Source organism: Ruegeria sp. BHSC043 (genome assembly GCF_059612985.1).
The window spans coordinates 85,276-108,901 of the sequence record NZ_JBXWRS010000001.1; the positions used below are offsets into that span (position 1 = coordinate 85,276).

25 protein-coding genes are annotated in these 23,626 nt (G+C 64.1%); 12 read left to right on the forward strand and 13 right to left on the reverse strand.

The annotated features are described in order from the left end of the window. Position 1: 1 nt before the first annotated feature. The 4 genes from paaI to AC2FMM_RS00450 all read left to right on the forward strand — a co-directional run bounded on the left by paaI (position 2) and on the right by AC2FMM_RS00450 (position 2,642). Positions 2–430, forward strand: a complete 429-nt coding sequence (gene paaI / locus AC2FMM_RS00435) for a hydroxyphenylacetyl-CoA thioesterase PaaI (protein WP_496795485.1) — start codon at positions 2–4, stop codon at positions 428–430. Positions 431–445: 15 nt separating this feature from the next. Continuing rightward, positions 446–1,756 (forward strand): phenylacetate--CoA ligase PaaK, encoded by a 1,311-nt coding sequence (gene paaK / locus AC2FMM_RS00440; RefSeq protein WP_496795486.1) that lies wholly within the window; start codon positions 446–448, stop codon positions 1,754–1,756. Positions 1,757–1,759: 3 nt separating this feature from the next. Then, positions 1,760–2,356, forward strand: a complete 597-nt coding sequence (locus AC2FMM_RS00445) for a TetR/AcrR family transcriptional regulator (RefSeq protein WP_496679037.1) — start codon at positions 1,760–1,762, stop codon at positions 2,354–2,356. Positions 2,357–2,426: 70 nt separating this feature from the next. Further along, on the forward strand, positions 2,427–2,642 hold the full coding sequence (locus tag AC2FMM_RS00450; protein ID WP_496795487.1) for a hypothetical protein: 216 nt from the start codon (positions 2,427–2,429) through the stop codon (positions 2,640–2,642). Here the strand turns inward: AC2FMM_RS00450 and AC2FMM_RS00455 are convergent, their stop codons facing one another. The 10 genes from AC2FMM_RS00455 to AC2FMM_RS00500 form a co-directional block, all read right to left on the reverse strand. Continuing rightward, complete coding sequence (locus tag AC2FMM_RS00455; RefSeq protein ID WP_496712899.1) at positions 2,643–3,401, reverse strand: Phenylacetic acid catabolic protein; 759 nt, start codon at positions 3,399–3,401, stop codon at positions 2,643–2,645. 13 nt (positions 3,402–3,414) lie between these two features. Continuing rightward, a complete protein-coding gene (locus tag AC2FMM_RS00460; protein WP_496795488.1) occupies positions 3,415–4,488 on the reverse strand; it encodes a 2Fe-2S iron-sulfur cluster-binding protein in 1,074 nt (357 codons plus the stop codon). Between the two features lie 10 nt (positions 4,489–4,498). After that, positions 4,499–4,960 (reverse strand): 1,2-phenylacetyl-CoA epoxidase subunit PaaD, encoded by a 462-nt coding sequence (gene paaD / locus AC2FMM_RS00465; RefSeq protein ID WP_496679032.1) that lies wholly within the window; start codon positions 4,958–4,960, stop codon positions 4,499–4,501. Between the two features lie 6 nt (positions 4,961–4,966). Beyond that, positions 4,967–5,728: a 1,2-phenylacetyl-CoA epoxidase subunit PaaC gene (paaC, locus tag AC2FMM_RS00470; RefSeq protein WP_496795489.1), complete on the reverse strand. Its 762-nt coding sequence runs from the start codon at positions 5,726–5,728 to the stop codon at positions 4,967–4,969. Next, positions 5,728–6,012: a 1,2-phenylacetyl-CoA epoxidase subunit PaaB gene (gene paaB, locus AC2FMM_RS00475; RefSeq protein WP_005978248.1), complete on the reverse strand. Its 285-nt coding sequence runs from the start codon at positions 6,010–6,012 to the stop codon at positions 5,728–5,730. Before paaB ends, paaC begins: the two co-directional genes overlap by 1 nt. A 23-nt stretch (positions 6,013–6,035) precedes the next feature. After that, on the reverse strand, positions 6,036–7,028 hold the full coding sequence (gene paaA / locus AC2FMM_RS00480) for a 1,2-phenylacetyl-CoA epoxidase subunit PaaA (RefSeq protein ID WP_496679029.1): 993 nt from the start codon (positions 7,026–7,028) through the stop codon (positions 6,036–6,038). Positions 7,029–7,043: 15 nt separating this feature from the next. Continuing rightward, positions 7,044–8,246 (reverse strand): 3-oxoadipyl-CoA thiolase, encoded by a 1,203-nt coding sequence (gene pcaF / locus AC2FMM_RS00485; protein WP_496679027.1) that lies wholly within the window; start codon positions 8,244–8,246, stop codon positions 7,044–7,046. Between the two features lie 190 nt (positions 8,247–8,436). After that, on the reverse strand, positions 8,437–8,829 hold the full coding sequence (locus tag AC2FMM_RS00490) for a carboxymuconolactone decarboxylase family protein (RefSeq protein ID WP_170357019.1): 393 nt from the start codon (positions 8,827–8,829) through the stop codon (positions 8,437–8,439). Further along, the gene (locus tag AC2FMM_RS00495) at positions 8,813–9,937 is read right to left on the reverse strand and encodes an aromatic ring-hydroxylating oxygenase subunit alpha (protein WP_496795490.1); all 1,125 of its coding nucleotides are present in this window, start codon (positions 9,935–9,937) and stop codon (positions 8,813–8,815) included. Before AC2FMM_RS00495 ends, AC2FMM_RS00490 begins: the two co-directional genes overlap by 17 nt. Beyond that, positions 9,934–10,821, reverse strand: coding sequence for a MurR/RpiR family transcriptional regulator (locus AC2FMM_RS00500; protein WP_496679023.1), 888 nt, complete (start codon positions 10,819–10,821; stop codon positions 9,934–9,936). The genes AC2FMM_RS00495 and AC2FMM_RS00500 overlap by 4 nt, the downstream gene beginning before the upstream one ends. Before the next feature lie 68 nt (positions 10,822–10,889). Between AC2FMM_RS00500 and AC2FMM_RS00505 the strand changes: the two genes are divergently transcribed. Genes AC2FMM_RS00505 through AC2FMM_RS00530 form a run of 6 tightly spaced genes read left to right on the forward strand, consistent with a single transcriptional unit; the run spans position 10,890 to position 18,509 of the window. Beyond that, positions 10,890–13,343 carry an FAD-dependent oxidoreductase gene (locus AC2FMM_RS00505; RefSeq protein WP_496795491.1) on the forward strand — a complete coding sequence of 818 codons (2,454 nt, stop codon included), beginning with the start codon at positions 10,890–10,892 and terminating at the stop codon, positions 13,341–13,343. After that, positions 13,340–14,419, forward strand: coding sequence for an alcohol dehydrogenase family protein (locus AC2FMM_RS00510; protein WP_496686810.1), 1,080 nt, complete (start codon positions 13,340–13,342; stop codon positions 14,417–14,419). The genes AC2FMM_RS00505 and AC2FMM_RS00510 overlap by 4 nt, the downstream gene beginning before the upstream one ends. Then, the gene (locus AC2FMM_RS00515) at positions 14,416–14,994 is read left to right on the forward strand and encodes a dimethylsulfonioproprionate lyase family protein (protein ID WP_496795492.1); all 579 of its coding nucleotides are present in this window, start codon (positions 14,416–14,418) and stop codon (positions 14,992–14,994) included. The genes AC2FMM_RS00510 and AC2FMM_RS00515 overlap by 4 nt, the downstream gene beginning before the upstream one ends. Next, the gene (locus AC2FMM_RS00520; protein WP_496795493.1) at positions 14,991–16,097 is read left to right on the forward strand and encodes a mandelate racemase/muconate lactonizing enzyme family protein; all 1,107 of its coding nucleotides are present in this window, start codon (positions 14,991–14,993) and stop codon (positions 16,095–16,097) included. The genes AC2FMM_RS00515 and AC2FMM_RS00520 overlap by 4 nt, the downstream gene beginning before the upstream one ends. Beyond that, positions 16,094–17,200 carry a mandelate racemase/muconate lactonizing enzyme family protein gene (locus tag AC2FMM_RS00525; protein WP_496795494.1) on the forward strand — a complete coding sequence of 369 codons (1,107 nt, stop codon included), beginning with the start codon at positions 16,094–16,096 and terminating at the stop codon, positions 17,198–17,200. Before AC2FMM_RS00520 ends, AC2FMM_RS00525 begins: the two co-directional genes overlap by 4 nt. Positions 17,201–17,210: 10 nt before the next feature. Continuing rightward, positions 17,211–18,509 carry an aspartate aminotransferase family protein gene (locus AC2FMM_RS00530; protein ID WP_496795495.1) on the forward strand — a complete coding sequence of 433 codons (1,299 nt, stop codon included), beginning with the start codon at positions 17,211–17,213 and terminating at the stop codon, positions 18,507–18,509. Here AC2FMM_RS00530 and AC2FMM_RS00535 read toward each other — a convergent pair. The 3 genes from AC2FMM_RS00535 to AC2FMM_RS00545 all read right to left on the reverse strand — a co-directional run bounded on the left by AC2FMM_RS00535 (position 18,506) and on the right by AC2FMM_RS00545 (position 20,062). Then, positions 18,506–18,721: a DUF1127 domain-containing protein gene (locus tag AC2FMM_RS00535; protein WP_496795496.1), complete on the reverse strand. Its 216-nt coding sequence runs from the start codon at positions 18,719–18,721 to the stop codon at positions 18,506–18,508. The genes AC2FMM_RS00530 and AC2FMM_RS00535 overlap by 4 nt on opposite strands. Before the next feature lie 124 nt (positions 18,722–18,845). After that, on the reverse strand, positions 18,846–19,241 hold the full coding sequence (locus tag AC2FMM_RS00540) for a carboxymuconolactone decarboxylase family protein (protein WP_496686819.1): 396 nt from the start codon (positions 19,239–19,241) through the stop codon (positions 18,846–18,848). Positions 19,242–19,243: 2 nt separating this feature from the next. Then, positions 19,244–20,062: a cyclase family protein gene (locus AC2FMM_RS00545; RefSeq protein ID WP_496679009.1), complete on the reverse strand. Its 819-nt coding sequence runs from the start codon at positions 20,060–20,062 to the stop codon at positions 19,244–19,246. Between the two features lie 251 nt (positions 20,063–20,313). On the opposite strand from AC2FMM_RS00545, the gene AC2FMM_RS00550 reads away from it, so the two are divergent. Together AC2FMM_RS00550 and AC2FMM_RS00555 are read left to right on the forward strand one after the other, a co-directional pair. Continuing rightward, positions 20,314–22,410: a 3-hydroxyacyl-CoA dehydrogenase NAD-binding domain-containing protein gene (locus tag AC2FMM_RS00550; protein ID WP_496795497.1), complete on the forward strand. Its 2,097-nt coding sequence runs from the start codon at positions 20,314–20,316 to the stop codon at positions 22,408–22,410. Beyond that, positions 22,410–23,585: an acetyl-CoA C-acyltransferase gene (locus AC2FMM_RS00555; RefSeq protein ID WP_496795498.1), complete on the forward strand. Its 1,176-nt coding sequence runs from the start codon at positions 22,410–22,412 to the stop codon at positions 23,583–23,585. The genes AC2FMM_RS00550 and AC2FMM_RS00555 overlap by 1 nt, the downstream gene beginning before the upstream one ends. Positions 23,586–23,626 lie beyond the last annotated feature (41 nt).

The following is a 23,626-nucleotide window of genomic DNA, read 5'->3' on the forward strand; positions in this document are numbered from 1 at the left end:
CATGACACCGAAAGAACGCGCCGAAAAAGCCGCCGCCGCGATGTGGGCGCAGGACCATGCCTCGAAATGGGCGGGGATGGAACTGATCGAGGTCGACGAGGGCACCGCGACGCTGGCGCTGACCGTGCAGCAGCACCATTGCAACGGGCACGGAATCTGCCATGGCGGCGTGACCTTCATGCTGGCCGACAGCGCCTTTGCCTTTGCCTGCAACAGCCGCAACCAGTCGACCGTGGCACAGCACAACGTGATCAGCTATGTCGCGCCGGGCCGGCTGGGCGACCGTCTGACCGCCCGCGCGACCGAGCAGAGCCTGACCGGCCGCAGCGGCATCTATGACGTGACAGTGACCAACCAGGATGGCCACAAGATCGCCGAGTTCCGGGGCTTTTCCCGGGCGATCAAAGGGACCCTGTTTCCAGAATCTTGAGGTGAGGAGGACATCATGAAGGATCTGACCCCGAACAAAGCGGATCTTGACCCGATCGAGATCGCGTCGATCGATGAAATCCGCAGCTTGCAGCTGGACCGCCTGAAATGGTCGCTGCGTCATGCCTATGACAATGTGCCGATGTACAAACAGCGGTTCGACGAGGCAGGGGTGCATCCCGACGATCTGAAAACCTTGGACGATCTGGCCAAGTTCCCCTTCACCTACAAGAATGACCTGCGCGACCACTATCCGTTCGGCCTGTTTGCCGTGCCGCGCGAACAGATCATCCGCCTGCATGCGTCGTCCGGCACCACGGGCAAGCCGACCGTGGTAGGTTACACCAGGAACGACATCGACAACTGGGCCGATCTGGTGGCCCGCAGCCTGCGCGCCAGCGGTCTGCGCAAGGGCGACATGATCCACAACGCCTACGGCTACGGCCTGTTTACTGGCGGTCTGGGCGCGCATTACGGAATCGAGCGACTGGGCGCTACGGTCGTTCCCATGTCCGGCGGTCAGACCGAGAAACAGGTAGCCCTGATCACCGATTTCAAACCCGACGGCATCATGGTCACGCCGTCCTACATGCTCAACATCCTCGAGCAGTATCACAAGGTCGGGATGGACCCGCGCGAAAGCTCGCTGTCGGTGGGCGTGTTCGGGGCCGAGCCCTGGACGGATGCGATGCGGAAAGAGGTCGAGCAGGCCTTTGACATGCATGCCGTCGACATTTACGGCCTGTCCGAGATCATGGGGCCGGGCGTCGCCAACGAATGCGTGGAAACCAAGGACGGCCCGGTCATCTGGGAGGATCATTTCTATCCCGAGATCATCGACCCTCAGACCGGCGAGGTTCTGCCCGACGGCGAAATGGGTGAGCTGGTCTTCACCACGCTGACCAAAGAAGGCCTGCCGATGATCCGCTACCGCACCCGCGACCTGACGCGGTTGCTGCCGGGCACCGCGCGCTCGATGCGACGGATGGAGAAGATCACCGGCCGCAGCGACGACATGATCATCCTGCGCGGGGTCAACGTCTTCCCCAGCCAGATCGAGGAACAGGTCATGGCCACCGGCGGCATTGCCGCGCATTACCAGATCGAGCTGTACAAATCCGGCCGCATGGACGCGATGCGCGTCTATGTCGAGGCGATGCCCGACGCGGCCGATGAACTAAGCAAGACCGCCGCCGCCCGCATGCTGACCAAGCGGATCAAGGACATCGTTGGCGTTTCCACCGAGATCGTTGTAGGGGACCCCGGCGATGTCGAGCGCAGCCAGGGCAAGGCCAAGCGCGTCGTCGACAACCGAGACAAGGAGTGAGGTTTGGCCCGTACGATTGCAAAAGATCACGACCAGAAACGCGCGCAGATCCTTAAATCGGCGGCGCGGGTCTTTGCCCGCGAAGGCTTCGACCGCGCCTCGATGACCCAGCTTGCGCGCGAATGCGGGATCTCGAAGGCCAACATCTATCACTATTATGACAGCAAGGACGCGATCCTGTTCGACATTCTCGAGACCTATCTGCGGGAATTGCGCGACCTGATCTGCGGGCTCGAGATTGAAGGCCTCAGCCCGCCCGACAAGCTTCACCGCGTGGTGGCTGAAATCCTGTTGGCTTATCAGGGCGTGGATGACGAACACCGGGTTCAGACCAGCGGCATGTCGGCCCTGCCCGAGGAGCAGCAGCGCCTGCTGCGCGGGTATCAGCGCGACATGGTGAATTTCCTCAGTTCCATCATTGCCGAAGTCGCTCCTGACGTGTTTCGCGGCAACAGGTCCAAGCTGCGCTCGGCCACGATGTCGGTCTTCGGCATGCTGAACTGGTACTACATGTGGAATTCCGGTGCCGATGCACAGGCGCGCCGGGACTATGCCGCGCTGGTCAGCAACCTGACCCTGTCGGGCGTCAAGGCGCTGTAGCACCGGCCCTGCCGGCATTGTGATTTGGCTTTTGAGCCAAACCGGCGTCTACTTGCGGTCGGAGGGCGCCATGCAAAAACCCGAACGGTTCGACGAATTCTATTTCGCCAAGGTCGGGATGGGCGAGGCCTGCGGCTGCGCCGAGCGCATCATCGACGTCTATGAATTCAACCGCAAGGCCGGTGCGCGTGACGCGGGCACGGGCAAGGTGGCTCGGCCACGGCGTCGCGGCCTGCGATCGCTTGCCCTTAAATACGGCCTGATCAGCCGCCCCAGCGGGCGGTGATCACGGGGTGCGCAAGCCAAGCCGCGTTACGACCTCGGCGGCCTCGGCCAGCCAGCGGTTTTTCAGTTCGACCCCCGAGGCGCGGCGCAGGCCCATCTGGCGCAGCTTTTCCATCCTCTCGGGGTCGCCCGCGCCGAAACTTGCGGCCACGCGGGGCCACCAGTAATCGACCGAGTCCTGCATGGCCGGCGCCGCGCCCTGTTCCAACAGCTTGACCGCGCCTTCCAGGGCCAATTCACCGTGATGCGCCTCGATCGGGGCGATGGCGCGGAAGGCCTCGGCCAGCGGCTGATAGGACACCAGCGCGAACTCGGCCAGTTGCACGCCCACGGCGCGGCTCATCAGCAGGTTCATCACCACCGCATCGGTCCAGCCTTCGATCGGATAGTTGAAGACCGCAAGGCGCATGTCATGTTCGCTGCGCGTGGCCCCGATATCGGCGGAACGGTCCAGCCGTGCGGTCCACGGGTGATGCGTGGCATATCGGTCGGTATCCGCGCCGAACTCGCCCATGATCTTCAGGACGCGGTCGGCATTGTCGGTTTTTTCCAGAACGATCTTCGCCGCCGCGATGCGTTCCTTGATGCCCGGTCCCTGGTTGATGATGTCGGCAAACCCAGCCGCACCGGCCAGTTCGCTGTCGACGAAGGTCGCCATCAGCTTCATCAACTCCGCGCGGTATCGGGGCGGCACGTTGGTCGGGTTGGTCAGAACGCCGCCCGCGGCCAGGTAGCTTTCGATGCTCATGTCTTCGGCCATGGTCCCTCTCCCTTTATTGGTCGTAGTCGACGACGACATTGTCGGTCAGCGGGTAGGCCTGGCAGCTGAGCACATAGCCTTTCTCGACCTCGTAATCCTCGAGCGCGTGGTTGGCGACCATCTCGACCTCGCCTTCGATCACCTTGCAGCGGCAGGTCGAACAGACCCCGGCCTTGCAGGCATAGGGGGCGTCCATCGCGTTTTCCAGCGCCGCGTCCAGAATGGTCTGGTCCTTGGGCATGGTGATGGTCTGGGTGGCGCCGTCCAGCGTGACCCGCGCCTGGGTCTGGTTGGCCTGCGCGGCGCTGGCGGCATCGCCCTGCTTGCGTTTGGCGCGGCCCGGTTGGGCGCTGGCAAACAGCTCGAACTTGATCTGGCTGTCATCCAGCCCGTGTTCGCGCAAAGCCTCGGCAATGCCCAGCATCATCGGCTCGGGGCCGCAGATGAAGGCGGTGTCGGTGTTTTCGACGTCGATCCAATGCTGGAACAGTTCGGAGCATTTCTCTTTGGTTACCAGCCCGGTGAACAGGTCGATCTCCTGCGCGTCGGTTTCCAGGATATGGATCACGTTCAGGCGGCCCATGTACTGGTTCTTCAGGTCTTCCAGCTCTTCGCGGAACATGATCGTGTTCACGCCCTTGTTGGCATAGACCAGAGTGAAGCGCGAATGCGGTTCGCGTGCCAGCGTGGTCTTTAGGATTGACAGAACCGGCGTGATGCCCGACCCGCCGGCAAAGCCCAGGTACTGCCGGTGCGCGGACGGGTCCAGCGGCGTGTGGAAGGCCCCCATCGGCGGCATCGCCTGCAACCTGTCGCCCACTTTCAGCTCGGTGTTGGCCCAGGTCGAAAAAGCGCCGCCCTCTACCCGTTTGATGCCCACCTGCAGAACGCCGTCATCCTTGCCCGCGCAGATCGAGTAGGAGCGGCGCAGCTCTTCCCCGTCAAATTCGCGGCGGAAGGTCAGGTACTGGCCCTGGACAAAGTCGAACGCCTCGGCCGCGCCGTTCACCGGCTTCAGAGTGACCACGACCGCGTCGCGGATGGTCTTGTGGATGTCGGTGACTTCCAGATCGTGAAAACGTGCCATCCGGTCCTCCTCAGATGCACTTGAAATAGTCGAAAGGTTCCAGGCATTCGGTGCAGCGCCAGTGCGCCTTGCACGGGGTCGAGCCGAACTGGCTGACCTTTTCCACTGCCGTGCTGCCGCAATGCGGGCAGCGGTCGGGTCCGCCTGCGGGCTGGGGCGGTGCGATGCCGTATTCTTCGAGCTTCGCACGGCCCTTGTCGCTGAGCCAATCGGTCGTCCAGGCCGGAGAGATGCGGGTCTCCAGCTTGATCTTGTCGATGCCGTGGTCGCGCAGGGCGGTTTCGATGTCCATTGCAATGACCGAGGTCGCCGGGCAGCCGGAATAGGTGGGCGTCACGGCAACCTTCAGCGTGTCGCCCTCCCATGTCACATCGCGCACGATGCCCAGATCGACGACCGAGATCACTGGGATCTCGGGGTCGGGCACGGCGTCGAGCCATTCCCAGACCTGCTCTACGGTGGCGCGATCCATCGGCCTTTACCAGGTTGCGCCCGGATAGGCCCGCTGCAGCCATTGCATCTGGGTCAACAGGTGGCCCAGATGTTCGGTATGCATGCGCCCGTCGCGGCCGCCCTTGTGGGAAAAGCGGCTGTCGGGAATGGTCAGGGTGGCTTCGGTTAGTACGCGCTGAACCAGCGCGTCGTATTCCTCGCGTAGGCCGGCCGGGTCGGGTGCGATACCCGCGGCGGCCATCTCGGCATCAACCTCGTCGCTGGCGAACATCTCGCCGACATAGGGCCAGAGGTTATCCAGCGCCTCTTGCATGCGCCTGTGGCTTTCCTCGGTCCCGTCGCCCAGTCCGACCACCGTGTCGCTGGACCGTTCCAGGTGATAGGCGACCTCTTTGCTGGCCTTCTCGGCAATCGCCGCGACCCGGTCGTCAGACGATTTCATCAGCCGGCCCAGCATGATCGAGTGCCACGCATCAAACAGGAACTGGCGCATCAGGGTGCGGCCGAAATCGCCGTTGGGCACCTCGACCAGCAGCACGTTGCGGAAATCCCAGGCGTCGCGCAGAAAGGCCAGATCGTCGGCAGACTTTCCTTCGCCCTGAACCTCTCCGGCCAGGCCCAGCCACATCTGCGTCTGGCCGATCAGGTCCAGCGCGGTGTTGGCCAGCGCGATGTCTTCCTCCAGCACCGGCGCGTGGCCGCAGCATTCGCTGACGCGATGGCCCAGGATCAGCGTATTGTCGCCCATCCGCAGCAGGAATTGCAGGAATGCCTCGTCGCGTGTCATCACATCGCCCCCACTTCTTCGGGGATGTCGAAAAAGGTCGGGTGACGATAGACCTTGCTTTCGCTGGGCTCGTACAGCGGACCCTTGTCGCTGGGCGAACTGGCGGTGATGTTGTTGGCCTCGACCACCCAGATCGAGACGCCCTCGTTGCGGCGGGTATAGACGTCGCGGGCGTTCTTGATCGCCATTTCGGCGTCGGGCGCGTGCAGCGAGCCGACATGGCGGTGGCTCATGCCGTGCTGGCCGCGGATGAAGATTTCCCACAGGGGCCATTCGTTTTTCATCAGGTGTCCTCCTATCGGGTGGGTTATTCGGCTGCGACCTTGCGGGCGCGTTTCTTGCGGGAATGTTCCAGCAGACCGTCACGCACCCATTTGCCGTCGTCCCAGGCCTTGTTGCGGGCGGCCAGGCGGTCGGTGTTGCAGGGGCCGTTGCCCTTGATCACGTCGAAGAATTCCGACCAGTCGGGCTGAGTGAAATCGTAATGCCCGCGCTCTTCGTTCCATTTCAGGTCCGGGTCGGGGATGGTCAGGCCCAGATACTCGGCCTGCGGCACGGTTTGATCCACGAATTTCTGGCGCAGTTCGTCATTGGTGTTGATCTTGATCTTCCACGCCATCGACTGGGCCGAATGCACCGAGTCCTTGTCGGACGGGCCGAACATCATCAGCGACGGGTACCAGAACCGGTTCAGCGCGTCCTGCGCCATCTTGCGCTGTTCGGGCGTGCCCTCGGCCATCTTGCGGATCGCGTCATAGCCCTGGCGCTGGTGAAAGCTTTCTTCCTTGCAGATGCGGATCATCGCGCGCGAATAAGGCCCGTACGAGGTGCGCTGCAGCGGCACCTGGTTCATGATAGCCGCCCCGTCGACCAGCCAGCCCACCGCGCCGATATCGGCCCAGTTCAGCGTGGGATAGTTGAAGATCGAGCTGTATTTCATCCGCCCGTCCAGCAGCATTTCGGTCAGTTCGTCGCGGCTGACGCCCAGAGTTTCGGCGGCGCAGTACAGGTACAGGCCGTGCCCGGCCTCGTCCTGCACCTTGGCCAGCAGGATTGCCTTGCGTTCCAGCGTGGGCGCGCGGGTGATCCAGTTGCCTTCGGGCAGCTGGCCGACGATCTCGGAATGGGCGTGTTGCCCGATCTGGCGGATCAGCGTCGCGCGATAGTCGTCGGGCATCCAGTCCTTGGGCTCGATCTTGATGTCGGCGTCGATCTTGTCCTGAAAGGCGCGTTCCTGCTCGGTCATTTCCTCGCGGGATTTGACGCCTGTTCCTGCCGTCTTGATCATCTGAGCATACATGTCGGGTCTCCTCCCTTACACGCGTTCGAGAATTAGCGCGGCGCCCTGGCCTACGCCCACGCACATGGTGCACAAGGCATAGCGTCCGCCGGTGCGGCGCAGTTGAAAGGCCGCCGTCATGACCAGCCGAGCGCCGGACATGCCCAGCGGATGGCCGATGGCGATGGCGCCGCCATTGGGATTCACATGGGGTGCGTCATCGGCCACGCCAAGTTCACGCAGGGTGGCCAGACCCTGAGCTGCGAAGGCCTCGTTCAATTCTATCACATCCATCTGCTCGATGCTCAGCCCTGTGCGGGCCAGCACTTTGCGGGTGGCCGGGACCGGACCAATTCCCATGACCCGAGGCTCGACCCCCGCGACCGCCATGCCCACGACACGCGCCATCGGGGTCAGGCCGTTCTTCTGCGCGGCGGCCTCGTTGGCCAGCAGAATGGCCGCGGCGCCGTCATTGACGCCCGAGGCGTTGCCCGCGGTCACGGTCTTGTGCGGGCCGTTGACGCCGTGCAGGCTGGCCAGCTTCTCGACGGTCGTGCCGGGGCGTGGGTGTTCGTCCGTATCGACGACGATGGCGTCGCCCTTGCGCTGCGGGATGGTGACCGGGGTGATCTCCTCCGCAAACACCCCGGCCTGGTGCGCCGCGGCCCAGCGGGCCTGGCTGCGTGCCGCGAATGCGTCCTGATCAGCGCGGCTGATGTTGTATTCCTCGGCCACGTTGTCGGCCGTCTGCGGCATCGTGTCGGTGCCGTACATTTTTTCCATCTTCGGGTTCACGAAGCGCCAGCCGATGGTAGTGTCATAGACCGAATTGGCGCGGGAAAAGGCGCTGGTGGCCTTGGGCATCACGAATGGCGCGCGCGACATGCTTTCGACGCCACCGGCAATCGCCATGTCATAATCGCCCGCCTTGATGGCCCGCGCGGCCATGCCGACCGCATCCATGCCGCTGGCGCACAGGCGGTTGATCGTGGTGCCGGGCACCTGAACCGGGAAACCGGCCAGCAGGGCGGCCATGCGGGCCACGTTCCGGTTGCTTTCGCCGGCCTGGTTGGCATCGCCCAGGATCACGTCATCCAGGCTAGCCCAGTCCACCTGCGGGTTCCGCTCTTTCAGCGCGGCCAACGGGATCGCGGCCAGATCGTCGGTGCGAACCTGGGACAGGGCCCCGCCATAGCGTCCGATCGGGGTGCGCTGTGCGTCGCAGATGAAAGCGTCCATGCGTCAAACCTCGTGTCTTGAGCTCAGGTCATTAGGTGACCGCTTGGTCGGGTAATACGCCCGGAAGCGATTCGCAGCAAGGAAAATGTAACGCAACTGTGCATCAAATCGAAATTCAGTAACATATTCGTGCTGAAACGAGGAAACCCGCGCGGGGCGGGTGATCTCGATCTGCGGCGGTGGGGGGTGGCTAAAGCTGACCGGCCTCGGTCAGAACCTTGCGCGCCACGCGAAAGCATTCCAGCGCCTGCGGGACGCCACAATAGATGCCGACGACATGGATGATCGCCCGGATTTCCTCCTTGCTGACGCCGTTGTTCAGGGCTCCGCGACAGTGGATCTCCCACTCGTGCATCTTGCCCAGGGCGCCGATCATCGACAGGTTCATCATCGAACGGGTCTTGGGATCGATCACCTCGTCCCCCCAACCAAAGCCCCAGCACCAGGCTGTCATGGCCTCCTGAAACGGGCGGGTGAAATCATCCGCCGCAGCCAGGTTCTTTTCCACGTATTCGTCGCCCAGCGTCGCCTTGCGCTGTGCCAGTCCTTTCAGGAACAGGTCTTCGTCAAAGATGTCGGCCATCGTCTACTCCGCTTGCATCTGTATCCACCGCCTCGCGCATCCATTGCTGCAAGCGGGCGATCGAATGTTCCGACAATACGCCGCAAGCCGGGTCCAGCACCAGCGGGCCGGGGCGATAGCCGCGCGATTTCAGGCCGCGATGCACGCTTTCAACCAGCCGGATGTCTTCTTCGACCGTGGTTTCCCGGTCCTGCACCGCCAGTTGGCGGATCACCGCGCTTTCGGACCCGCCCTCGGTGTACCATCCGCGCCAGACGGTACAGTGATCGGCATCATGCGCGCGCCAGTGATAGGTGTTCAGGACATTGCCGGGATAGCACTGGAACGAGAACATCGGCCATAGAAACCATGACCGATAGTCGCCCGCATGGGGCACCGAAAGGTCGATGGGATAGGTCATCTTGTCGAGGCTCTGACACTCGGTCGTATGGCGCAGAACGTATCCGCCGCCTGCATCGGGTTGAATGTCATAGGTCTCGGGTTTGACCACACCGGTGGAAAAGGTCGGGTGATTGGTCGGGCAGTGATAGCATTCCGAGTAGTTCTCGATACTGACCTTCCAGTTGCAGTTTTCGGGAATCTCGACCCATTCCAGCGGCTCAAGATCGTCAATGTGTGGAACGAATGCGCGGATTTCCGCTCGCACCCCGGGGTACCAATCGTCCATCGGGGCGGCGTCATCGTCGAGGTTGACGAAGATGAAGCCGTTGAACAGCTCGGTCCGCACCGGGGTCAGGCAGATCGCGCTGCGGTCGAAGCCCGGAACCGACTTGATGTTGGGTCCGGCGCGCAGGTGCCCTGTGAGCTCATAGGTCCACGCGTGATAGGGGCAGACGACGACGCGGGTGTTGCCGGCCCCGGTCACCATTTCATGCGCGCGGTGCTGGCAGACGTTGTAGAAGGTGCGGATTTCGCCATCGCGCCCGCGGATGCAGAACAGGTTCTGACCTGCGATTTCAAAGGCGAAATAGTCGCCCGGTTCGCGCACCTGAGCCACATGGCCGGCAAATTGCCAGGTGCGGGCCAGAAGGCCCTGTTTCTCCTGCTCGAATATCGCCGGGTCGGTGTAATAGCGGGCTTCCAGCGAGCGGGTCAGCGGTGCGGTCATTCAGGCTCCTCCGCATATAGGCCAAGTTGGTGCCGGCGGCGGTGAAACCGCTCGACACGCTCGACGATTTCATCGCTGGACAGGGCGACCACGAAAGACAGAAGCGTCTCCAGCAACGCGATGGTCGAAACAGATGATGGAAAGAACTGGGGCGTGTCGGCGGCGACGACAAACCCATGTTGCGCGTTCAGAATGACCGGGCTGGCGGGGCTGTCGGAAATGCCGACCACGGTCATGCCCTGTTCGCGGGCCAGCTTTACCGCCTCGATCACCTCGGTCCGGTAGGGGTGGCAAGTCATCGCGATCAGCACGTCCTGTTCGTCGGCCCAGGCCAGATCGTCCACCGGGGTCGAGCCGGGCCGGGGAATGGCGTGGAACTGCTTCATCCCGGTCGAGGCCAAATAGGTAAAGTTGCGCGCGTTCGCGTTGTTGACGCCGACGCCCAGCGTGAAAATCTGCCGGGATGTCCAGATCGCCTCGGCCGCGGCCTGCAACCGGGTGGCGTCGATCCCGGCGAAGGTTTCCTCGATATTTCGGATCGCGGCTCCGACCATGTCGGCATAGAGCCCGCCCAGTTCGCCGGATTTGCCGATCTCCTGCAGCCAGCGGGCGCGGTCCGGGAACGACACGGTGCCACGCCGGATGGCGTCGCGGAACGGCGCGCGGAAATCCTCGTACCCCTCAAACCCCACCTGCCGCGCCATGCGGACGAAGGTGTTGGGTTTCACGTTCGCGGCCTCGGCGATCTCGCGCACGGTCGAAACGCCCACATCCGCCGGATTTTCCAGCACATAGCGGGCGGCTTTCTGCGCCTCGGGCGTTAGTGCGTCCCATTCACGGGTCAGCCGGTCAAGAACGGCATTTGATACATTTGTGTCATTCATGATTGACGATGGTACAAATGTGGCCTTAGCCTGTCGAGAAGAAATGCGACTCGGTGAGAGGAAAAATCATGTCCGGGAAGGAACTGCCGTCACAGGCCCGCGTGGTGATCGTGGGCGGAGGTGTCATGGGCGTGGGTCTGGCCTATCACCTGGCGCACGAGGGCTGGACGGATGTCGTTCTGCTGGAAAAGGCCGAGCTGACCAGCGGCAGCACCTGGCATGCGGCCGGGCAGATCACCCACTCGACCAGTTCCTTTGGTCTGGGCAAATGCGTGGACTACAACATCGCGCTTTATTCCGGAGCGCTTGCGGCCGAGACCGGGCAGGCGGTGACATGGCATGGCTGCGGCTCGTTCCGGCTGGCCTATACCGAGGACGAGATGGACTGGCTGCGCCACACCCTGTCGGTGGGCCGGTCACTGGGCTTCAACATCGAGCTGGTGGGCCCCAACCGCGTGGCCGAACTCCACCCGTTCTACAACCTCGACGGGGTTCTGGGCGCGCTGCACACGCCGGATGACGGGCATGTGGACCCGACGAACGTGACCATGGCCATGGCGGCGGGGGCGCGTCAGCTCGGCGCGCGGATCATCCGCCGCTGCCGGGCCACCAACATCACCCAGGCGGCCAATGGCGAATGGGTGGTCGAGACCGAACGGGGCACGATCCGCTGCGAACACGTGGTGAATGCGGGTGGCACTTATGCCCGGCAGATGGGCGAATGGTCGGGCCTGCAACTACCGATGACTTCGATGACCCACCACTATTTCGTGACCGAACCGGTGCCACAGTTCCAGGACCTCGATCACGAGTTGCCGGTGATCCGCGATGACCGCAAGGTCTCGGGCTATATCCGCATGGAGCAGAAGCGCGGGCTGATCGGGATCTACGAGAAGGAAAATTCGAACTCGGTCTGGCATGACCACTGCCCGTGGGACTATGAAAACTGGCTGTTCGATGCCGATTACGACCGGGTCATGCCGTGGCTCGAAGAGAGCCTGAACCGGATGCCGATTTTCGCCGATCTGGGCATCCAGCGCGAGGTTCACGGGGCGATCTCGCACCCGCCCGACGGCAATCCGCTGATCGGCCCGGCGCCGGGGGTGCGAAACTATTGGTGCTGCTGCGGCACGCAGATCGGCATCGGCTGGGGCCCGGGCCTGACGCGCGAACTGGCGCGGTGGATGGTGCATGGCGCGGCCGACATTTCGATGCGCGACTATGATCCGCGCCGGTTCGGGGCCTATGCCACCAAAGACTGGCAGGTCACCAAGGCGCATGAGGATTACAAACTGCGCCACGAAATTCCGTTTCCGCATTTCAACCGTCTTGCCGGGCGGCCGATCAAGCCGTCCCCGCTGTATGACCGGCTGAAAGCCAAGGGGGCGGTGTTCGAAGAGGTCTATGGCCACGAGCGCCCCCGCTGGTTCGCAAAGGATGGCGTTGAACAGCGCGACCATTATTCTTTCCGCCGCAATGTGGTGCATGACATGGTCGCCGTTGAATGCAGGGCCGTGCGCGAGGCGGTCGGCATTATGGATATCTCGGCCTTCACCAAGGTCGAGGTCAGCGGCCCAGATGCCCGGGTCCTGCTGGACCGGTTGGTTGCCAACCGCCTGCCGCAAAAGGTGGGCGGCATCGCGCTGACCCACATGCTGAACCGCCGTGGACGGATCGAGCTGGAGACCACGGTCGTGAAACTGGCCGAAGGCCGGTACTACCTCGTCTGTGCCGCCTTCTTCGAGCAGCGCCTACTGGACCACCTGACCCAGCATCGCGACGAAGAAAACGTCGATATCATCCTGCGATCCGACGACTGGGCCTCGCTCAGCCTCAATGGCCCCCGGGCGCGCGAGGTTCTGGCCGCCTGCACCGATGCCGACCTGAGCAATGCCGGTTTCAAGTGGCTGACCGCGCAGGAAATCGACGTGGCGGGCCACCGGCTCTGGGCTTTCCGCATGTCCTATGCCGGTGAATTGGGATGGGAACTGCACATGCCGCGTGACAGCGCCTTGGCCGTCTACGATGCGCTCTGGTCCGCGGGCGAGCCGTATGGCATCGCCGATTACGGGTCGTTCGCGATGAACGCGCTGCGGATGGAGAAGGCCTTCAAGGGCGCGGGTGAGTTGACCAACGAGGTCACCTTGGCCGAAGCCGACGTCCTGCGCTTTGCCCGCACGGACAAGGAATACCTGGGCAAGGACCAGACTCTGAACCCCGATCTGCGCTGGGTCTGCGCCTATCTGGAGATCGAACCGGATGGCCAGAACGATGGGCATGGCGGCGAGGCGGTCCTGCTGAACGGCAAGGTCGTGGGCTCTACCGCCTCGGTGGCCTACGGGCATACGGTCGGCAAGATCCTTGCCTTTGCCTATGTCAAACCGCAGGCCAATGTGCCGGGAACAGAGGTGCAGGTGGTGATCGCGGGCGCGCCGCGTCCCGGGCGGATCTTGGGCGCGCCTGCCTATGACCCGCACAGCGTTCAGCCCCGCACCGATACCGCGATGGAGGCTGCGGTATGATCCCGAAAACCATGAAAGCCATGGTCCTGACTGGGCATGGCGATCTGGACAAATATGAATGGCATGAGGACTGGCCTACGCCCACACCCGGCCCGATGGAGGTGCTGATCAAGGTTGGTGCTTGTGGACTGAACAACACGGATGTGAACACCCGCACCGGCTGGTATTCCAAGGCGGTGGACGAGCCGACCACCGGCGGCGCCTATTCCGAGGTGGATGACGACGACAGCACCTGGGGCGGCGCACCTCTGACCTTCCCACGCATCCAGGGCGCGGATGCGGTCGGCACGGTCGTGGCCGTGGGCGAGGGGGCCGATCCTGCGATCATCGGCCGGCGGGTGATCGTGGCGGGCTGGCTGCGCGACTGGTCCGAGCCGATGAATCGCGACAAGGCCGGATATTTCGGCTCGGAATGTGACGGCGGCTTTGCCGAATACACCAAGGCCGACATCCGCGGCGTGGCGGCGATCGACTCCGGCCTGAGTGATGCCGAACTGGCGACCTTCAGTTGCTCATATGTGACGGCCGAAGGCATGTTGGACAGGGCGCAGGTCGGCGAGGGCGACACGGTTCTGATCCCCGGTGCCTCGGGCGGTGTGGGCGGGGCGCTGATCCAGCTGTCCAAGCTGCGCGGTGCACGTGTGATCGCCATGGCCAGCGCGGCCAAGCACCCCGAGGTCGCCAAACTGGGTCCGGATCGCATCCTGCCGCGCAGCCCCAGGAACTTGCGGGCCGAGCTGAAAGGCGAACGGATCACCGTCGTCGCCGACGTCGTGGGCGGAAAGATGTGGCCCAAACTGATCGACATGCTGGAGCGTGGCGGGCGCTATACCTGTTCGGGCGCGATTGCCGGTCCGATCGTGCAATTCGACCTGCGCACCTTCTACCTGCGCGATCTGACCTTCACCGGGTCGACCGTGAACACGCCGCAGAACTTCTTTGATGTCGTGAAATACATAGAAAATGGGCAAATCAAGCCAGCGTTGGCCGCCACTTACCCGTTGACTGAGCTGCGAGAGGCCCAGCAGGCCTTCATCGACAAGCATCATACCGGCAACATCGTGGTGATCCCATGACTCTGGAAAACGTTCTCGAAGCCGCGCGGCAACTGCATCAAGCACTGCCGGCGCTGTCCGCATTCGGCAACTGGCCCACCGACCTGACCGCAACCGGTTTGCAACCGCGGGCGATCCCCGCCACGCCGCTGGTGCAGGCGCTGGATCAGCCCGGATCACCCCGGACCACGGGGCTCGTTCAGGCGATCCGGTCGGCGGCGCATCTTGCCCATTGGAAACGAACCTATTCCGAGGCAGAGGTCGGTGCCGATTTCCGCAATCGGTACGGGTATTTCGAACTGTTCGGGCCAACCGGGCATTTCCATTCGACCCAGTTGCGAGGCTATGTCGCCTATTGGGGCGCCGGGTTGGACTATGACTGGCACAGCCACCAGGCCGAGGAGCTCTATCTGACGCTGGCGGGCGGCGCGGTCTTCAAGGTTGACGGGGATCGGGCCTTTGTGGGCGCTGAGGGCACGCGGTTGCATGCCAGTTGGCAAAGTCACGCCATGTCCACAGGGGATCAGCCGATCCTCACTTTCGTACTGTGGCGGGGCGAGGGGTTGAACGACCTGCCCAGGATGGACGCCGCATGAAGATCTCTCGCATCTCGGTCTTTCACGTCGATCTGCCGCTCGAGCATCCCTATTGGCTGTCTGGCGGACGTCTGAAATTCGAGGTGCTGGATGCCACCTTCGTCAAGATCGAAACCGACGCCGGCCTGACCGGCTGGGGCGAGGGCACGCCGTGGGGCCACACCTATGTGCCCGCGCACGGGCCGGGTATCCGGGCGGGGATCGAGACCATGGCGCCCTTCGTCCTCGGGCTGGACCCCCGCCGGGTTCTAGAGGTCGAGCGGGCGATGGACCACGCGCTGCCCGGGCATCTTTATGCCAAGTCGCCGATCGACATGGCCTGCTGGGACATTGCCGGACAGGCGGCCGGTTTGGCGATTGCCGATCTGATGGGCGGCGGATCGCGCAGCCCCGCGCCGATCGCCTCATCGGTCGGGGCCAAGACCATCGAGGAAACCCGCGCGGTGATGGATCGCTATCGTGACCGCGGCTATTGGGTACATTCGGTCAAAGTGGGCGGCGACGTGGATCGCGACATAGAACGCATACGCGATGTCGAGGCGCACCGCCCGGCGGGTGAGCGCATCCTCTATGACGTCAACCGCGCCTGGACGCGGCAGCAGGCGCTGCGGGTGATGAAGGCCACCGAGGATCTGGGCGTGATGTTCGAACAACCGGGCGAGACGCTGGACGACATCGCCGCCATCCGGGCCCTGCATTCCGCGCCGGTCAGCGTGGATGAAAGCCTGGTCACCCTGCAGGACGCCGCGCGCATTGCCCGCGACGGGCTGGCCGAGGTCTTCGGGATCAAGCTCAACCGTGTCGGCGGCCTGACCAAGGCTGCTCGGATGCGGGACATCGCGCTGGCGCATGGCATCGACATGTATGTAATGGCCACCGGCGGCTCGGTTCTGGCCGACACCGAGGCGCTGCATCTGGCCGCCACCATCCCCGACCACAACCGTCTGGGCGTCTGGGCCTGTCAGGACATGCTAACGCTGGACGTTGCGGGCGGACGCGGCCCACGCAACCGTCAGGGTCATCTGGAACTGCCCGAGGCCCCCGGCCTTGGCCTGGCCCCGGATGAAGATGCACTGGGCGATCCCAAGGCCGTGTACCAATGACTCGCATCACCCGCATTTCGCTCTGGCATGTGCCGCTGACCAGCCACCAGGCCTATTACATGGCTGACGGCAAGGCCTGCGACACGGTTGAAACGGTGGTTCTGGCACTGGACACCGATGACGATCTGACCGGCTGGGGCGAGGTCTGCCCGATTCCGCATTACCTGCCCGCCTATGCGCGCGGCGTGGCTCCGGCGGTTCAGGACATGGCCGCGGCTCTGCTGGGCGCCGACCCGATCGGACCCGAGGCGTTGATGGCGCGGCTGGACCGGCACCTGCCGGGGCATGTCTATGCCAAATCGGCGATTGACATCGCGCTGTGGGATCTGACGGGGCAGGTGGCAGGGCTGCCGCTGCACGCGCTGCTGGGCGGTCGGCGGGCGCAGACGATGCCGCTCTATCACTCGATCACCTGTATCGCCCCGGCCGAGATGGCCCGCATCGCCCGCGAGGCGCAGGCGCAGGGCGTCACCCAGTTCCAGGTCAAGCTGGGCGCGGATGCCGATTGGCAGGCCGATGTCGAACGCCTGCGTCTGGTGCGCGAGGCGGTGGGCGACGGGCCGCTGGTCTATGGCGATTGGAACTGCGGCGCCACGTCTCTGGACGCCAGCCGGGTGGGGCGGGCGGTTGCGGATCTGGATGTGATGCTGGAACAACCCAGTGCCACGATTGAAGATTGCGCCCGCGTGCGCGCCGCCACCGGCCTGCCGATGAAGCTGGACGAAAGCGCACACGACACCGCCAGCCTGCTGGCCGCGCATGCGCTGGGCTGCATGGACGCGGTCGCGGTGAAGCTGTCGAAATTCGGCGGGCTGTCGGCTGCGCGCCGGGCGCGTGATCTGTGCCTGCATCTGGGCGCGAAGATGTGCGTCGAAGACACCTGGGGGTCTGACATCACCACAGCCGCCCTGCTGCATCTGGGCGCGGCCACCGAACCCGCGCGCTTGATGAACGTGTGCGACCTGTCGGGCTATGTCGCGCCGCGGCTGGCGCCGGATGGCCCGGCCCGCAAGGGCGGTCGGATCGCGCCGCCCGACGGGATCGGCCTCGGCGTCTCGCCAGACCGCGAATACCTGGGCGCGCCGGACGTGATACTGGATTAGGGAGGCGACCATGCCGCGACATCTCAGCCAATCCGACTGGGGCCAGCGCGCCCGCGCGGTGCTGCCCGGCGGCGGCTTTGGCAATTTCGACCCGTCGGTCTTCATCCGCGAGGGCCGGGGCAGCCGCGTCTGGGACGAAGACGGCAAGGAATATGTCGACCTGCTGATCGGCTCGGGGCCGATGCTGCTGGGCCACGGCCACCCCGAGGTCTTAGAGGCCGTCGTCGAACAGATGCCCAAGGGCATGACGTTCTTCGCCAACAACGCGCGCGCGGTCGAACTGGCCGAAGAAATCTGCGCTGCCGTGCCCTGCGCTGATCAGATCCGCTATGTCTCGTCCGGCGGTGAGGCTGACATGTACGCGATCCGGCTGGCCCGCGCCTTTACCGGCCGCGACAAGATCGTGAAGTTCGAAGGCGGCTATCACGGCATGAGCGCCGAAGCACAGATGAGCCTGGCCCCGTCACGAATGGTGAATTTCCCGCAGGCGGTTCCCGACAGCGCGGGCATACCGGCCAGCGTTCAGGCCGAAATGCTGATCGCGCCGTTCAACGACCCGGATTACATCCGCTCGCTGCTGGCCGAGCACGGCAACCAGGTCGCGGGTATCATCGTCGAGCCGCTGCAACGCATCATCCCGCCCGAACCCGGCTTCTTGCAACTTCTGCGAGACGAGGCCGACAAGTACGGCATCGTGCTGATCTTTGACGAGGTGGTGACCGGGTTTCGTTTCGCCTATGGCGGCGCGCAGGAGCTGTATGGCGTGACCCCCGATATCGCCACGCTGGGCAAGATCATCGGCGGCGGCTTTCCCCTGGCCGCGATCGCCGGGCGGGCCGAGATCATGGCCCATTTCGACAAACCCGCCGTTGGGCCTGAGAAATGGCTGATGCAGCTGGGGACTCTGTCAGGCAATCCGGTGGCAGCGGTGGCCGGGCTCAAGACGATGGAGGTGTTGCGCCGTCCCGGTCAGTACGACCGGCTGCGCGCCAATGGTCAGCGTCTGATGGATATGGCCTCGGCCGCGCTGACCAAGCAGGGGGTCGCCCATCGTATCATTGGCGATTCGACCCTGTTCGAGATCGTGTTCACGGACGGAAAAGTGCGGGATTACAGGGATGTAGTCCGCGCGGATACGGCCAAGGCCACCCGGTTCAATGCGGTTCTGATGCAGAACGGGATGTTCAAGTCACCGGGCAAGACCTATCCGTCCCTGGCGCTGACCGAAGCGGACTTTGACCTGTGCAAAGCCGCCTATGCCAAGGCCGCGCAGGCCGTGGTCGAGATGCAGGATGCGGGCGTGTCTTAGTAGACGCCCGCCATCACCAAACGCACGATGTCTTCGCGCTTCATGCCACGCGCGGCCAGTTCTTCGTCGGTCAGCGCGTGCAGTTGCTTGATCTTGACGACTTTGGCGTTGGCCTCGCCCATGCGGATCAGCGCCTCGTAGATGCCGTAGAACACATCGGCCGCTGTCGACAGCAGGTTGAAGACCGCCGGGCGGCGCGTCGTATGTGCCATGAGCAGAACTCCTCTGGTCTGAAGTTGACCCCGCGTAGTTAGACCCGATGCTGCGGTGCAGCTAGGGTTCTGCCCGAATACCCGCCGTGCGTCTGATGCAAATCTGCGGGCAGAATGCAGGATTTCAGGCTTTGAACCGGTCATCCACCGGCACCTGCAAGGCTGTGGCCAGAGCGTTGGTCTGGCTGGCCATCGCGATCACCGCCAGCAGCTCGGCCTGCATTTGGTCGGTCATGCCCTTGGCGCGGGCCGCGGCCGAATGGGAGTGCACGCAGTATTCGCAATTGTTGGCGATCGAAACCGCCACATACAGCATCTCCTTCATCAACGGGTCCAGCGCGCCGGGGGCCATGACGGTCTTGAGCCGCTCCCACGTCGCTTTCAGCAGCACCGGGTCATGGGCCAGAGCGCGCCAGAAATTGTTGATGTAATCAGTGTTGCGGGTGGCGCGGATGTCATCGAAGACGGCCAGCGCCTCGGCGCTGACCTCTTCGTCCGTCAACAGGCGAACCGTTGCCATGCTCAGACCATCGCGAAGATGCGCGCCGGGCCGCCCGACCCGCCACGATGGGCCGGCGCGCCGACCACCAGCGTTGCTCCGCTGGCGGGCACCTTGTCGAGATTGGCGAGGTTCTCGATGCCGTAACGGTTGGTGGGCAGCCACGCGTAATGCGTCACGAAATCAGCCGATGGCCCGTGATCCAGCGACAGCGTGTCAACGGCCAGCGCAACGGCGCCGGTTCCTTCGATCAACATCTGAGCCGCTTCGACGTGGAAGCCAGGGAAATGCATCTTGCCTTCGCCGTCGGCGTTGCGGAACTCGGGCGTGGCGGTTTTGGCGGCCCATCCCGAATGCATGGCGACGCAGGCGCCATCGGGGATGTCGCCATTTGCAGCGATCCACGCTTTCAGATCATCTGGGGTCACCTGCGCATCCGGGTCCTCGGCCGCGCGGGCGGCAATGTCCACCACGCATAGAGGGCAGACGAGGTTCGCGACCGGGATTTCGTCCACCGACTGCCCATCCGCCGAGAAATGCAGTGGGGCATCGACATGCGTGCCGGTGTGTTCGTTGACGGTCAGGTTGAACAGGTTGAAGCCATGTTCCTTGAAATTGAAGGCCTGGGTCGCCTCGATCCCCGGTTGGCCGAAATAAGTGGGGAAATCGGCGTCGTAGACATGGGTCATGTCCAGCACCTCGCCATGACCCGCGGCCAGTGCCGGGGGTGCTGCCACCGTTCCAAGCGCCGTGCCTGCCGCCATCGCCGCGCCAGCCTTGAAAAAGGAACGGCGGGACAGCATCCGGTCTTTCACCGCGTTTATTACGCAAACGTCACACATTTCAAAACTCCCTGTTCTGCAATCTGTTTTCGTTCCCGGCCGAATTCATTGGCCGGGTGGGCAAAGCCTAGCACGGTTTTCCGCGATCCGGTTCACAAGTTGTTTTGACCCCGCTCGCCGACAACAAATGCGGCCCGGAGGCGTAGTCGGGTATAAGGGGTTGAACCCGCGCGCGGACGGGTTCAATCTGTTGCGGAATATTGTTCCGCAATGCGGAACAAGCTCTGGTTGGCAAGAGGAGACCAAGTGTGATGTCCGAGGCGGTGGAATACGAACGGATTGGCGATATCGCGGTGCTGGCGGCGAACAACCCGCCGGTCAATGCGCTGGGCGTGGACGTGCGCCGGGGCCTGCTGGCCGGAATTGAACGGGCCGAGGCCGAGGGCGCAAAGGCGGTGTTGATCTACGGCAAGGGGCGGACCTATTTCGCAGGGGCCGATATCCGCGAGTTCGGCAAACCCCCGCAAGAGCCCTGGCTGCCGGGCCTGTGCGACCGGATCGAAGCCTCGCCCCTGCTGGTGGTTTCGGCGCTGCACGGCACGGCGCTCGGTGGCGGGCTCGAGGTTGCGTTGTCCAGCCACTACCGCATCGCGCTCCCCTCAGCCAAGGTCGGTCTGCCCGAGGTCAATCTGGGCATCCTGCCCGGTGCCGGCGGTACTCAGCGTCTGCCGCGCGTGGCCGGGGTCGAGGCCGCGCTGGATATGATCACAACCGGCCGCCATGTCCAGGCCGACGAGGCGCTGAAGCTGGGCGTGATCGACAAGGTGCAGGATGGCGACCCGCGCGAGATCGGGCTGGCCTATGCGCAGGAGCTGCTTGACTCGGGCGCGCCCCGTCGCGCAGTCGGAGAGATGCCTGCGCCGGACTCTGTCGATTTCGATGAGGTCTACGAGGCCGTTCTGAAGAAGGGCCGGGGCCAGCTGTCCCCAGCTGTTGCCGTGCGTGCGGTGCAAGCCGCCTGCGAGGCGCCCAACTTTGCCGAGGGCATGGCGCGCGAGCGGGAACTGTTCATGCAGTTGATGGAGTCGGATCAGCGCAAGGGCCTGATCCACGCCTTCTTCGCCGAACGCGCTGTGGGCAAACTGCCTGAACTGAAGGGTGTCGAGCCGCGTCCGGTGCATCAGATCGGGGTCATCGGCGGCGGCACGATGGGCGCGGGGATCGCCACCGCCGCCTTGCTGGCGGGTCTGCCCGTGACCTTGCTGGAGATGACGCAGGAGGCCGCCCATGCCGCCAAGGACCGGATCGCCGGAAACATCGCCGGCGCCCTGAAGCGCGGCAAGATCAGCCAACAACAGCATGACGCGATCCTGTCGGACCAGTTGCAGCTTGCCACCGGCTATGACGCGCTGAGCGCCGTCGATTTGGTGATCGAGGCCGTGTTCGAGGATATGGACGTCAAGAAACAGGTCTTTGCCCAGCTGGATGCGGTCTGCAAACCGGGGGCGGTTCTGGCGACCAACACCTCGTATCTGGACGTCAACGAAATTGCAGCCGCCACTACGCGCCCGCATGACGTGATCGGGCTGCATTTCTTCTCGCCTGCCCATGTGATGAAGCTGCTCGAGATCGTTGTGGCCGACAAGACCGCGCCCGAGGTGGTCGCCACCGGCTTTGCGCTGGGGCATCGGCTGAAAAAGGTCTCGGTGCGGGCGGGGGTGTGCGACGGGTTCATCGGCAACCGGATCCTCAGCACCTATCGCACCTGCGCCGACCACATGGTCCTGGACGGGGCAAGCCCGTTCCAGATCGACAAGGCGCTGACCGATTTCGGCTTTGCCATGGGGCCGTTCGCGGTGTCCGATCTGGCCGGGCTGGATATCGGCTGGGCGGTGCGCAAACGCAAACGCGCCGAGGGGCTGGACCCGCGTGCCCGCGACAGCAGCTATGCCGACAAACTGTGTGAGGCCGGGCATTTCGGACAGAAGACCGGTAAGGGCTTCTATGTCTATGAAAAGGGCAAGCGCGGTGGCACGACCAACCCCGAGGTTCTGGACCTGATCGCGGCCGACCGCGCGGCGCAGGGCATCAACCCGCGCACATTCACGGATGACGAGATCGTGCGGCGATATATGGTGGCGATGGTCAATGAGGCCGCCAAGGTGGTGGGCGAGGGCATCGCGCGCCGCCCCTTGGACGTGGATGTGGTGCTGCTCTATGGCTATGGGTTCCCGCGTTATCGCGGCGGGCCGCTGAAATGGGCGGATCTGCAGGGTCTGCCGGGTATTCTGGAGGATATCCGCGCCTGGTCGGCCGAGGACGACTATTTCTGGCAGCCCGCGCCACTGCTGGAAAAACTGGTGGCCGAGGGCCGCAGCTTTGATGATCTGAACAAGGGCGCCGAGTGATGAAACAAGCCGTAATCGTATCCGCCGCGCGCACCGGGCTGGCCAAGTCGTTCCGGGGCTCGTTCAACATGACCCACGGCGCCACGATGGGCGGCCACGCGGTTCAGGCCGCGGTCGCGCGCTCGGGGCTGGATGGCGCCGAGATCGAGGATTGCATCATCGGTTGCGGTTTCCCCGAAGGCGAGACCGGCAGCAACATCGCCCGCCAGATCGCCATCCGGGCCGGGCTGCCGGTCAGCGTTTCGGGTATGACCGTGAACCGGTTCTGTTCGTCGGGGCTGCAGACCGTGGCGCTGGCGGCGCAGGCCATCACCGAGGGCGGCGCGGGCCCCATCGTGGCCGGTGGGGTCGAGAGCATCTCGCTGGTCCAGCCGAAAACCCGCCCCGTGCCCGAGGCGTGGATTCAGGAGCACAAGCCCGCGATCTACATGACGATGATCGAGACCGCCGACATCGTGGCCGAGCGCTATGGTATCAGCCGCGAAGAACAGGACGCCTATGGCCTGCGGTCGCAGCAGCGCATCTCGGCGGCGCAGGCGGCGGGCAAGTTCGACGTCGAGATCGTGCCGATGCAGACCACCATGGCGGTCAAGGACAAAGAGACGGGCGAGGTCTCGCACCGGAAGGTCACCGTGGACCGGGATGAATGCAACCGGCCGAACACGACGCTGGAGGGTCTGGCCGGTCTGGAGCCTGTGCGTGGCCCCGGAAACTACATCACTGCCGGCAATGCCAGCCAGCTGTCGGACGGCGCAGCCGCGGTTGTCGTGATGGACAGCGCCGAGGCAGAGCGCCGGGGTCTGGAGCCCATGGGCGCGTTCAAGGGGTTCTGCGTGGCGGGGTGTGAGCCCGACGAGATGGGTATCGGCCCGGTCTTTGCTGTGCCGCGCCTGCTGGAACGGCATGGTCTGAGCGTTGAAGACATCGACCTGTGGGAGCTGAACGAGGCCTTCGCCTCGCAGGCGCTGTACTGCCGTAACCGTTTGGGAATCGATGACGAGAAATGCAACGTGAACGGCGGCTCGATCGCCATCGGGCATCCATTCGGCATGACCGGCGCGCGGATGGTCGGCCATCTGCTGCGCGAAGGGCGGCGGCGCGGGGCAAAGCTGGGTGTCGTGACCATGTGCATCGGCGGCGGTATGGGCGCGGCCGGTCTGTTCGAGATCTATTGAAGAAAAGGGGCGCCGGGCCAGCCCATTGAGGGCCGGCCCAG